The following is a 12,362-nucleotide window of genomic DNA, read 5'->3' on the forward strand; positions in this document are numbered from 1 at the left end:
GCATATCCGATGCTCACGCAGCGCCGGTTCAAGGCCTATCGACATAACCGGCCCATTGCTCGCTTCTGCCAGGACGGTCGGACGCGCAGCCTCCAACATAAGGCCGGAAGCAGGGAGGAATGCATGTTCACCTGGTTTACCAGTCTCGATCGCACCGAGCGCAAGACGCTCTATGCCTGTTTCGGCGGCTGGGCCGTCGATGCGCTCGACACCCAGCTCTACAGTTTTCTCATTCCGACCCTGATCGCGGTATGGGGCATGACGAATGCCGAGGCCGGCTTTCTCGGAACCTCGGCCCTGATCTCCTCCGCCATCGGCGGCTGGGCGGCCGGTATCCTGAGCGACCGCATCGGGCGCGTGCGCGTCATGAAGCTCGCCATCCTCTGGTTTTCGTTTTTCACCGTGCTGAGTGGCTTCTGCAACTCCTTCGAGCAACTGCTTGCCGCCCGCATCCTGTCGGGCATCGGCTTCGGCGGCGAATGGGCTGCCGGTTCGGTCCTGATGGGCGAGATCATCCGTTCCGAATATCGCGGCAAGGCCGTCGGCACCGTGCAGAGCGCCTATGCGATCGGCTATGCCATCGCGGCGATCCTCTCCTCCATCCTGTTCGCGACGCTGCCTGATACCCAGGCTTGGCGCTGGATGTTCTGGCTCGGGGCAGCGCCGGCCATTCTGGTCCTGCTCGCCCTGCGCGGCGTGCCCGAGCCTGCCGTCTTCCTGGCGGCCCGGGAGAGGAGAGTGAAAGCCGGGGAGGCGCCGGCGAGCCCATTGATGATCTTCCACCGGCGCTATCTGCGCACCACCTGCCTGACCTCACTCCTGGCCTTCGGCGTGCAGGCGGGCGGCTTTTCCATGGTGATCTGGCTGCCGACCTTCCTGAAGACGGTGCGGGAAATCTCCACCGTGGGTGTGGGCTATCACATGTTCGTCCTCACCGTGGGCTCCTTCGTCGGCTATATCGTCGCCGCCTATCTGTGCGATGCCATCGGCCGCCGCCGCAACTTCCTGCTCTTTGCCCTGCTGAACTGGATCTTCATTCCGGCCTTCCTCTATCTGCCGGGTGGCGGGGTGGTGATGTTCGCGCTCGATTTCGTGCTGGGCTTTGCGGCTCTTGGCATCTACAGCGCTCTCGGGCCCTATTTCACCGAATTATTCCCGAACGCCATCCGGGGCAACGGCCAGGGCTTTGCCTATAATTTCGGCCGAGCCGCCGGCGCCTTCTTTCCCACGGTCATCGGCCTGATGACGGCAGGCGGCCATCTCCTGCTGCGCGACGCCATGGCCGTCACGGCCGTCAGCGCCTATTTCTTCGTGCTCCTCGCCATCGCCCTGCTGCCGGAAACGCGGGGCCGTGAACTCACCGAGGAGGTCGAGAAGGAAAATGCCGAGCAAGGTGCGTTGCGCCTGGCGCAACCGGTTCCCGGGAACGGCTCGTAACGGGGGGCGGGCAAATCGGCTCGGGGGTATCTTGGGCGGGGCACCTTGGAATGACTCTTGATTGGGGCTACCAAGGCGCGAGGAAAATCACCGCCCATGCCCGCCGCTTCGATCGACGCCCCCATCCGTCCCGTTCCCGTCAGCCACCGCATCGTCATCGGCATCGCCGCGCCGATGACGTTGGCCCATCTGTCCACCCCGCTGCTCGGGCTGGTCGACACCGCCGTGATCGGCCAGATCGGCAGTGAGGCCCTGCTCGGGGCGGTGGCGCTCAATGCCCTCCTGTTCGATTTCCTGTTCTGGGGCTTCGGCTTCCTGCGCATGGGTACCGCCGGCCTGACGGCGCAGGCCGTCGGCGCCGACGACAGGCTGGAGCAGCGGGCGGTGTTCCTGCGGGCGCTGGTGATGGCGGGCGTGCTCGGCCTCGCCATGGTGGCACTGCAGCGCGCGATTGCGGCGGTCGCCTTCCCGCTCCTCGGCGCCTCGCCCGAGGTGACCCATGCGGCGGAGGTCTATTTCGCCATCCGCATCTGGTCCGCTCCCTTCGCCTTCGCCAATTATGCCGTGCTCGGCTGGCTGATCGGCCTGGGACGGACCACCACCGGCCTGTTGCTGCAGATCGGCATCAATGTCGTCAACATCCTGCTCTGCATCCTGTTCACGCTGGGAATGGGCTGGGGCGTCGCCGGTACCGCCTGGGCCACTACATTGGCGGAAACCACCGGCGTCGTCGCCGGCCTGGCCGTAGTGATTGCCCATTTCGGCGGGAATCTGGGCGTGCCGCGGTCCCTCGTCTTCGACAGGGCCAAATTCGTGCGCATGATCGCGATCAACCGCGACATCATGCTGCGCACTTTCGCCTTGCTGGCAGCCTTCGTCTTCTTCGGGCGCCAGGGTGCGCTGGCTGGCGACGTGACGCTGGCCGCCAATGCCATCCTCAACAATTTCTTCCTGGTCGGGGGCTATTTCCTTGATGGCATCGCCACGGCGGCCGAGCAGCTCAGCGGGCGCTCGATCGGCGCCAACAATCGGCCGTCCTTCGAAAAAGCGGTGCGCTATTCGGTGATCTGGAGCCTGGGATTGGCGATCGGCATGTCCGCCGTGCTGTTTGCGGCGGGCGGGGCCTTCATCGATTTCATGACCACCAGCACCTCGGTTCGCGAGCTGGCCCGGCAGTTCCTGCCCTATGCTGCCGTCACGCCCATCGCAGGCGCGCTCGCCTTCACCTTCGACGGCGTCTATGTCGGCGCCACCTGGAATGCAGCCATGCGCAACCTGATGGCGGTGGCGCTCGCCTGCTATTTCGGGCTGTGGTGGTTGCTGCAGCCTCTCGGCAATCACGGCCTGTGGCTCGCCTTGATCGGCTTCCTGGTGGCGCGTGGCGCCGGGCAGGGACTGGCCTATTTCCGCCTGTTGCCGGGCTCCTTTTCAGGCATCCAGACCAAGGCCGCCTGAGCGGGCTGCTCCGGATTGCGGCATTGCGATACCTTCGTTGCCTGAAATTTTCGCTTGGCCTCGCCGGCAAAATTAGTTGTAATCGTCCACTATATCGAGGGCGGGGTGCTGATGTCCCGCCGGTGATTGGGAAGGACGGTCACGATGCTGGTCTCCGACGCCGAGCCGAAAACCCCGAGCGCCACCATCCTGTCGGTCGACAAGCTCACCGTCAGCCTGCCGCGCAACATGGAACGGCCCTACGCCGTCGAGAACATCTCCTTCGAGCTCAAGGCCGGCGAGATCCTCTGCATCATCGGTGAATCCGGCTCGGGCAAATCCGTCACCGCCAACACGATCATGGGGCTGCTGTCGTCATCGCTGACGGTGACGGGCGGGCGCATCCTGTTCAAGGGCATGGATCTGCTGGCGACCCGGGAAGAACGGCTGCGCGACCTGCGCGGCCGGGCCGTCTCGATCATCTTCCAGGATCCGCTTTCCGCCCTCAATCCGCTGATGACCATCGGTGACCAGATCGCCGAGGCGATGGAGGCGCATGGCGTGGGTACGCCCGCCACGCGGCAGCAAAAGGTCGTCGAGCTGCTCGGCGAGGTCGGGCTACCCAATCCGGCCGCCATCCGCCACCAATATCCCTTCCGCCTCTCCGGCGGCCAGCGCCAGCGCGTGATGATCGCCATCGCGCTCGCCCTTGATCCGGACGTGCTGATCGCCGACGAGCCGACCACGGCGCTCGATGTCACCACCCAGGCCCAGATCCTCGAACTCATCCGCAAGATCCAGCGCCGCAAGGGCATGAGCGTGATGTTCATCACCCATGATTTCGGCGTGGTGGCCGAGATTGCCGACCGGGTCGTGGTGATGGAAAAGGGCCGGCTGGTGGAGCAGGGCACGGCGGCCCAGGTCCTGCGCGAGCCACAGCATCCCTATACCAGGACGCTGATCGCGGCCGTGCCACGCATGGCGGCCGATGATGCCGCGCCTGCCGCTCTGCCCCCTGTCATCCTCGAGGCGGAGGGGATCCGCAAGACCTATCAGGGGCAGGGGCGTTTCTTCGCCAAGGGCACGCCGGTACGCGCCGTCGACGATGTGAGTTTCTCGATCCGGCAGGGCTGCACGCTGGGGCTGGTCGGGGAATCGGGCTCGGGCAAGTCGTCGCTGGGCCGGGTGCTGATGAAGCTGATGGGCAGCGATGGCGGCCGCATCCTGTTCGAGGGGCGGGATATCGCGCCCTTGCGTGAGGACGAGTTCCGGCCGCTGCGCCCGCGCATCCAGATGATCTTCCAGGATCCCTACGCCTCGCTCAATCCCCGCCATACCATCGGCCGCATCCTCACCGTCGGGCCCATCGCACAGGGCATGGCCGCCGGCAAGGCCAAGGAGAAGGCGGTCGGCCTGCTCGCTCGCGTCGGCCTCGATGCCGGCGCCTATGACCGCTTTCCCCACGAATTCTCCGGCGGCCAGCGCCAGCGCATCGGCATTGCCCGGGCGCTGATGTTCGACCCCGTCCTGCTGATTGCCGACGAGGCGGTCTCCGCGCTCGACGTCTCGATCCAGGCCCAGATCCTGCAATTGCTGGCCCGCATCCAGAAGGAGATGCATCTGGCCATGATCTTCATCACCCATGATCTGCGCGTTGCCAGCCAGATCTGCGACGAGGTCGCGGTGATGTTCAAGGGCCGGATCGTCGAATCCGGGCCGCCGGCGCAGGTCTTCCGCAGACCGCAGAACGACTACACCAAGCGTCTGGTGGCGGCCATTCCGGGCAGCGAGTGGGAGCCGGCCGCATGAAGGTAAAACGGGCCAAACCGCCGACGTTGCCCGCGCATATCGATCTCGATGTGCTCGAGGATACGCTCAGCTTCTACATCCGGGTGATCAGCCTGGCGGTGTCGCGAGACCTCGACGAATGGCTCGACGGCCTCGAAGTGGCCAAGGGCACCGGCAAGGTCACCACGCTGCTGCTGGTCGACAGCCATCCCGGCATCCGCCCCTCGGTGATCGCCCATCTGGTGATGAAGGACCGCTCCGCCATGGGGCGGCTGGTCGACCACATGATCGAGCAGGGGCTGCTCACCCGCAAAATCTCGTCCGACGACAGCCGGGCCCACGAACTTTACATCACCCCGGCCGGCGCCGAGCTGGCCGCCAAGGTGCGTGTATTGGCGACGGAGCAGTCGAAACGCTTCTTCGACTTCATCCCCGAACATGAGCAGAGACAGGTCATGGACATCCTGAAACGGGCTTATTGCCGTTTCGTGGGCATGCCGCCTCAGAACAGTGCCGACAAGGAAGGACAGGTGGCATGAGCGAGCAGAGGGTGGCCCTGATCTCGGGCGCCAATCGGGGCATCGGCCAGGCGGTGGCGGCCGAGCTCGCCAGCCGGGGATGGCGGCTTTCGCTGGGCATGCGGCGGCCGGAGCAGCCCGCCTGGGCGGATCCGGACCGCGTGCATCTGCAGGCCTATGACGCCGCCGATCCCCAGGCGGAGGCGGACTGGACCGAGGCTGCCCTGCGGCGTTTCGGGCGCATCGACGCAATCGTCGCCAATGCCGGCATCATGATCCCCAAGAACGTCATCGAGGCCGAGGACGAGGATCTCGATGCCATGCTGGCCGTGAACGTCAAGGCGCCGCGGCGCCTGGCCAAGGCGGCCTGGCAGGCCTTGTCCGCCAGTGGAAGCGGGCGGGTGATCGTCATCGCCTCGCTGTCGGGCAAGCGGGTCAAATCCTCGCGGGCCGGGCTCTATTCCATCTCGAAATATGCGGCCGTCGCCCTGGCGCACGGCATCCGTCACGAAGGCTTCGAGCGCGGTATCCGCGCCACCGCGATCTGTCCCGGCTTCGTCGCCACCGACATGGCTCTCGGCCTGACCGACCGCTCGGCCGAGAAGATGACCTCGCCGCATGATCTCGCCCGCATCATCGCCATGCTGATCGACCTGCCCAACGAAGCCAGCGTCGCCGAATTCACCATCAACTGCCAGCTCGAAGAGTCCTACTGACATGCCCGGCCCCACTGTCATTCCCGTCCAAGGCGACGCGGCGCTGCCCGCCAAGGTCGATGTCGTCGTCATCGGCGGCGGCATCATTGGCACCTCCACGGCGCTCGAACTGGCCGAGCGGGGCCTCAAGGTCGCGCTTTGCGAGAAGGGCGGCATCGGCCAGGAACAGTCGAGCCGCAATTGGGGCTGGGTACGCATCTCGCGGCGCGACCCGCGTGAAGTGCCCCTGATGGCCGAGGCGCTGAGGATCTGGAAGACGCTCGACCAGCGCGTCGAAGGCGACACCGGCTATACCCGTGCCGGCATCATGTTCACCTGTGAGAACGACAAGGAATATGCCGACCACGAGCGCTGGAACCGCAATCTCGACGGCTACCAGCTCGACTCCCGCATGATCTCGGGCACCGAATACAAGCGGATGTTTCCCGGCACCACCATGGACATCAAGGGGGCGCTGTTCACCGCCGAGGACGGCCGCGCCGAGCCGCAGCGCGCCGCTCCCCTGATCGCGGAGGCGGCCCGGCGCAAGGGCGCCGCCATCCTGACCGAATGCGCCGTGCGCGGCGTGGAGACGTCGGGCGGAGCGATCAGCGGCGTCGTCACCGAACGCGGGCCGATCGCCTGCAGTGCCGTCGTCCTGGCCGGAGGAGCCTGGTCGAGCCTGTTCTCCGGCCGCTTCGGCATTCGCCTGCCGCAGTTGAAGGTGAAGAATTCCGTCCTGCGCACCAAGCCGCTGGAAGGCGGGCCGGGACCGGCAATCTGGTCCAACGGCTTTGCCGTGCGCAAGCGCGCGGATGGCGGCTATACCATCGCCTCCGGGCATGAGAACGTCGTCGACATCGTGCCCAACAGCTTCCGCTTCTTCTTCGATTTCCTGCCGGCGCTGCGCAAGGAATGGCGTTCGCTCAATCTGAGGATGGGTGGCCGCTTCTTCGAGGAAGCCCGCGTGCCGAAGCAATGGGCGATGGACGAGGTCAGCCCCTTCGAACGCTGCCGGGTGCTCGATCCCGAGCCGGCGAAGGAATTGACCGATGTCGCCCTGGCCAATCTCACCAAGGCCTTCCCGGTCTTCGCCAAGGCAGAGATTGCGCAGCGCTGGGCCGGCTATATCGACGTCACGCCGGATGCCGTGCCGGTGATCTCGCCGGTCGAAGCCATACCCGGCTTCCACATCGCTACCGGCTTCTCCGGCCACGGCTTCGGCATCGGCCCGGCGGCCGGCAAGTTGATGGCCGATCTCGTCACCGGACGGCCGCCCTTGGTCGACCCGGCCAATTTCCGTTTCTCCCGCTTCTCGGACGGATCGAAGATCGAGCTGATCAGCGGGTTCTAAGCCTGCCGGCCTGGGAGATCTCGGGCCGGCAACCGACTGCAACAACCATAAAAATAAAGCCACTCTCCAGAGGAACTCATCATGTCGAAACAAGAGCGAAACCAGTTTCCCCATCCCAATCGCCGGCAGGCTCTCGGCCTGATGGCAGCGACCGGCGCCTCGGCGCTGCTGATGCCGGCCCTGCTCGGGCGGGAGGGGGCCCTGGCGGCCGGCAAGGACAAGCCGTCCGGCCAGATGGTCATCAGCTTCTCGCAGGAGCCGACGGTCTTCAATCCGCATCTGCTCCATATCGAGGTGGACGAGGGCATCCATTACAGCGTGTTCAATCCGCTGTTCGACGTCGATCCGGACGGCAAGTTCACGCCATCCCTCGCTGTCGAGGTGCCGAGCGTGGAGAATGGCGGCATTTCCGCCGACGGCCTCAATTGGAAGGTCAAGCTGCGCGATGGCGTGAAGTGGCATGACGGCAAGCCCTTCACGGCCGAGGACGTCAAGTTCACGCTGGAACTGATGGTCGACCCGAATTTCCGCAGCTGGCGGCGCACCGGCCACGAGCATGTGCGCGACATCAAGGTAGTGTCGCCCACCGAGATCACCTGGCGCATGGACAAGCCCTTCGCGCCCTATCCCTCGATCCTGGCCTCCACCTTCATCGTGCCCAAGCACATCCTCGGCGAGGCTGCCGATAAGAATACGGCGCCTTTCAACAATGCGCCCGTCGGCACCGGGCCCTTCAAGTGGAGCAAGCGCGTCGCCGGCGACTATATCGAGCTTGCCGCCAACGAGGATTATTTCGGAGAAGGCCCCTATCTGGAGCGCATCGTCTACAAATACATCCCCGACATGACGGTGATGTACACCCAGTTCAAGACCGGGGACGTCGATGTCCTGGGCCTGCAATGGATCACGGCCGACCATTACGAGGAAGCCAAGACGCTCGAGGGCAAGGTCGTGGATGTCGTGCCGAATGCGACCATCGAGTCGGTCGGATTCAATATGGAACGTCCGCAGTTCAAGGACCCGGCCGTCCGCAAGGCGCTCTATCATGCGCTGGATAAGAAGACGATCATCGAGGCGCTCTATTACGGCCTGCCTGCCCCGACCGAATCCTACATGCCGCAGCAGTCCTTCTACTACAATCCGGACCTTCCCAAGCAGGACTACGATCCCGAGAAGGCCAAGAAGGTGCTCGACGAGGCTGGCTGGGTGCCCGGCGCCGACGGAATCCGCGCCAAGGACGGTGTGCGCCTGTCCTTCAGCAATTCGACCACGGCCGGCAACCATCTGCGCGAGCAGGTGCAGCAATTCATGCAGCAATCCTTCAAGGACATCGGCGTGGAGATGACGATCTCCAACCTGCCGCCGGCCGTGATGTGGGGCGACTACTGGATGTTGTCGAAGTTCGACAGCGTTGTCGTCGGCATCAACTTCATCACCGGGCCGGATCCCGATACCTCGGACTATTTCATGTCGACTTCGAGCGGGGCGAAGGGCGGTAACGGCCAGAACACCTGGCAATATGCCAATCCCGAAGTGGACAAACTCCTGAAGGAGGCCGGCAACCTTTTCGTGCCGGAGGAACGCCGCAAGCTCTACTTCAAGATCCAGGAGATCATGCGGACCGACCTGCCCTTCCTGCCGATCTATCAATACGCCACCGTGCGTGGGCGCAAGAAGGGGGTGGAAGGCTTCCTGCCCAACATCAACAATCGCATCGACAGCTGGAACGTCAACACCTGGCGCTGGGCCAAATAGGCCTGCTGCCCCGGGGCAATTGCTTGGATTAGACGAGCTCCGTCCTACCCTCCCTCCTCCGGGGAAGGGGAGTGGGCCGGGGTCTCAACCCGAAGCGATTGCATTGGCCCGCCACCCTGCTGACAGCCGGCCCATAAGGCCGGCCGAGTGGAGACGATCCCATGCTGCGCTATCTCGCTGGCCGGTTGTGGCAGAGCCTCATCCTGCTGCTGCTGGTCTCGGTCATCGGTTTTGCTGTGCTCAATCTGGCGCCCGGCGGCCCGCTTTCGCAATACACGCTCACGCCGGGCATGACCAAGGAGGCGCTCGATCGCATCGCCGAGCAGATGGGCCTGAACCGCCCGCTGCCGATCCAGTATCTCGACTGGTTCTGGCGTCTGGTGCAGGGCGATTGGGGCCGGTCCTATCGCGACGGCCAGCCGGTGCTCGCCATCATCGGCGGGCATCTCTTCGCCACGCTGCTGCTGATGGGCTTTTCAACCCTGATTTCCATCGTCATCGGCACCTGGATCGGTGTGATGGGAGCGACGCGTCGCTATTCGCTGTTCGATACGCTGGCGACGGTGGGGGCGATGATCGCGCTCTCCATTCCCACCTTCTGGTTCGGCCTGGTGGGGATCTACCTCTTCTCGCTGAAGCTGAAATGGCTGCCGGCGGGCAACATGTTCACGGTGGGCGACGGCAGCTTCGCCGACTATGCCATCCATCTCATCATGCCCAGCATCGTGCTGGCGCTGGTGAATGTGGCGGTCTGGAGCCGCTACATGCGCACGGCCACGCTCGACGTGATCAACCAGGATTTCGTGCGCACGGCCAAGGCCAAGGGGCTGAAGCCGCGCCGCGTGCTGGTCAAGCACGTGATCGGCAATGCCCTGCTGCCGATGATCACCCTGGCCGGCCTGCAGATACCCACCATCCTGAGCGGAGCGCTGGTGACGGAAACCGTCTTCACCTGGCCGGGCATGGGCCGGCTGTTCCTCGATAGCCTGGGCTACAGCGACTATCCGGTGATCATGGGGCTTTTGATGTTCTCGGCGATCCTGGTGCTCATCGGCAATCTGATCGCCGACCTGCTGGTCGCCTTCGTCGATCCCCGCATCCGGCTCGGTTAGGGAGAAAAGCAATGGCCTCAGCAACTCTTTCCCCCGCATCGCCTTCGCCGAAGCCGCGCTGGTGGCGCAGTCGCACGGTACGGCGCTTCTGCCGGCATCGGCTCGCCATGGTCGGCCTGGCAATGATCATCCTCCTGACGCTTGCCTGCATCCTCGGCCCGCGCCTGCTGCCCTATGACGAGCTCTTCATCGATCTGAGGGCCCGCTTCGCGCCGCCCTTCACCGGCTACCACATCTTCGGCACCGATCCGCTCGGCCGCGACCTCGCCGCCCGCCTGTTCATGGCGGGGCGCATCTCGCTGCTCGTGGGCTTCTTCGCCATGTTGCTCAGCACGGCGCTCGGCACGGTGATCGGCGTCACCGCCGGCTATTATGGCGGCTGGGCCGGCTCAGCCCTGATGCGCTTCGTCGACGCCTTCCTGTCCTTCCCCAGCATCTTCCTCCTCCTGACGCTGGCGGCCTTCATCAAGCCGAGCCCGCTGATGATCACGGTGATCATCGCCGTCACCAGCTGGATGGAGGTGGCGCGCATCGTGGAGGCGGAAGTGCGCTCGCTGCGCGAGCGCGATTTCGTGCTGGCGGCGCGCATGGTGGGGCTGTCGAACAGCTGGATCATGTTCCGCGAATTGCTGCCCAACGTCATCGGGCCGATCATCGTGGCGGCGACGCTGACGGTGGCCCGCGCCATCCTGCTGGAGGCCTATGTGAGCTTCCTGGGCTATGGCATCCAGCCGCCGCTGCCGAGCTGGGGCAACATGCTCAACGGGGCCCAGCAATATCTCGCCAATGCCCCCTGGCTCGCCATCGTGCCGGGCGTGGCGATCACGCTCGCCGTCACCAGCTTCAACTTCATCGGCGATGGGCTGCGCGATGCCCTCGACGCCCGAAGCGACCTGAACTGAGAGGGCCTGGCCATGTCGAAATTCTCGCCCTTCGACGCGACGCTCTGGTATGCGACGGCCGCTCCCACCCCGCACACCGTGCCCCTGGCCGGGCGCGTGCAGGCCGATGTCTGCATCGTCGGTGCCGGCTATACCGGCCTCACCACCGCGCTTGAACTGGTGCGCAAGGGCGTCAACGTGGTGCTGCTGGAGGCCGAGCAGGCCGGTTTCGGCGGCTCCGGCCGCAATGCCGGCCATTGTACGCCGACCTTCACCCATTTCAGCCTGCCCGAATTGCGCAGGCTGCTCGGCGAACCCTGGGCCGAAAGGCTGATCGCCCGGCAGACCCAGGCCAATGCCCGCGTCAGCGCCATGATCGAGCGCTACCAGATCCAGTGCGAATGGCAGCAGAACGGCTATGTTCAGGCGGCGGCCCGCCCGGGTGCCATCGATGCCATCAAGCGCAAGGTCGAGGAATACAACGCCGTCGGCGCCCGCACCCGCTTCGTCGACAAGGCGGAGGTGGAGGCGATCACCGGCAGCCCGCGCTTCCATGGCGGCTGGTTCCACAGCGAGGCGGGCCATCTCAATCCGCTCGGCTATGCGCGCGGCCTGGCGCGGGCCGTGCAGCAGGAAGGCGGGATACTGCATACGGGCTCGAAGGTGACCAATGTCACGCGCGAAGGCCTGCGCTGGGTGGCCCATACCGCTGATGGCAGCGTGGTGGCCGACAAGGTGATCTTCGCCACCGGCGCCTATACGATGGAGGGCTGGCCCAAGCTCGACCAGAGCTTCAAGATCATGCGCGTCTTCGTGGCGGCGACGCAACCGCTCAGCGAGGAGGAGCGCCGCTCCGTCCTGCCCGAGAACACCACCATGCATGACGGCCGCGGTGACATCTATGTCTACAAATACAATGCCGAGGGCCGCATCGTCGCCTCGATGTTCCCGATGGGGCGGCGCGGGCGCGACCTTGCCTATACGCACCAGGTCATGAGCGATCGCCTGAAATGGCTGCATCCGCAGATCAGGCAGGAGATCCGCTGGGAGTATTTCTGGTTCGGCGAACTCGACATGCAGGCCAGGACCATTCCCCGTCTCTACGGCCTGGCGCCCGGCATCGTCGCCCTTACCGGCCTGTCGGGGCGCGGCGTGCCCACCGGCAGCATGCTCGGCGGCATCCTCTCGGAATGGGCGCTCGACGTGCCGGAGCAGGAGCTCTCGCTCAAGGTCGAGCCGCTGCACGAGGCGCCTTTCTATATGAGCTTCGGCCCCCAGCTCACGCTGCGCTACTACCGGGCGCGCGATTGGCTGAAGACCCGCATGGACGGCGCGCCCCTGCCGCCGCACGCCTGACGCGGGAAACTCCCCGATTTTCCACTGCAGAG

Annotated in this window: 10 protein-coding genes; all 10 read left to right on the plus strand. The window is 65.1% G+C overall.

The window, feature by feature from the left end:
* The first annotated feature begins 123 nt into the window (after positions 1-123).
* The 10 genes from ACIGJE_RS09130 (at position 124) to ACIGJE_RS09175 (ending at position 12,330) form a co-directional block, all read left to right on the plus strand.
* Complete coding sequence (locus ACIGJE_RS09130) at positions 124-1,437, plus strand: MFS transporter (protein ID WP_311942831.1); 1,314 nt, start codon at positions 124-126, stop codon at positions 1,435-1,437.
* A gap of 96 nt (positions 1,438-1,533) precedes the next feature.
* Entirely contained in the window at positions 1,534-2,892 is a 1,359-nt protein-coding gene (locus ACIGJE_RS09135) for an MATE family efflux transporter (RefSeq protein WP_367625191.1), read from the plus strand.
* A 144-nt stretch (positions 2,893-3,036) separates the two neighbouring features.
* Positions 3,037-4,680 (plus strand): ABC transporter ATP-binding protein, encoded by a 1,644-nt coding sequence (locus tag ACIGJE_RS09140; RefSeq protein WP_483679864.1) that lies wholly within the window; start codon positions 3,037-3,039, stop codon positions 4,678-4,680.
* Positions 4,677-5,198, plus strand: coding sequence for a MarR family winged helix-turn-helix transcriptional regulator (locus tag ACIGJE_RS09145; RefSeq protein WP_149253889.1), 522 nt, complete (start codon positions 4,677-4,679; stop codon positions 5,196-5,198). Before ACIGJE_RS09140 ends, ACIGJE_RS09145 begins: the two co-directional genes overlap by 4 nt.
* Positions 5,195-5,893, plus strand: a complete 699-nt coding sequence (locus tag ACIGJE_RS09150; protein ID WP_483679867.1) for an SDR family NAD(P)-dependent oxidoreductase — start codon at positions 5,195-5,197, stop codon at positions 5,891-5,893. Before ACIGJE_RS09145 ends, ACIGJE_RS09150 begins: the two co-directional genes overlap by 4 nt.
* 1 nt (position 5,894) lies before the next feature.
* Positions 5,895-7,226, plus strand: a complete 1,332-nt coding sequence (locus ACIGJE_RS09155) for an NAD(P)/FAD-dependent oxidoreductase (protein WP_311942817.1) — start codon at positions 5,895-5,897, stop codon at positions 7,224-7,226.
* Between the two features lie 81 nt (positions 7,227-7,307).
* A complete protein-coding gene (locus tag ACIGJE_RS09160; protein WP_415080355.1) occupies positions 7,308-8,981 on the plus strand; it encodes a peptide ABC transporter substrate-binding protein in 1,674 nt (557 codons plus the stop codon).
* Between the two features lie 161 nt (positions 8,982-9,142).
* Complete coding sequence (locus ACIGJE_RS09165) at positions 9,143-10,093, plus strand: ABC transporter permease (protein WP_415080356.1); 951 nt, start codon at positions 9,143-9,145, stop codon at positions 10,091-10,093.
* A gap of 11 nt (positions 10,094-10,104) precedes the next feature.
* Positions 10,105-10,995, plus strand: coding sequence for an ABC transporter permease (locus ACIGJE_RS09170; protein WP_311942810.1), 891 nt, complete (start codon positions 10,105-10,107; stop codon positions 10,993-10,995).
* A 12-nt stretch (positions 10,996-11,007) separates the two neighbouring features.
* Positions 11,008-12,330, plus strand: a complete 1,323-nt coding sequence (locus ACIGJE_RS09175; RefSeq protein ID WP_415080357.1) for an NAD(P)/FAD-dependent oxidoreductase — start codon at positions 11,008-11,010, stop codon at positions 12,328-12,330.
* Positions 12,331-12,362 lie beyond the last annotated feature (32 nt).

The sequence above is a fragment of the Labrys sp. E2SS-1L genome, from assembly GCF_057073705.1.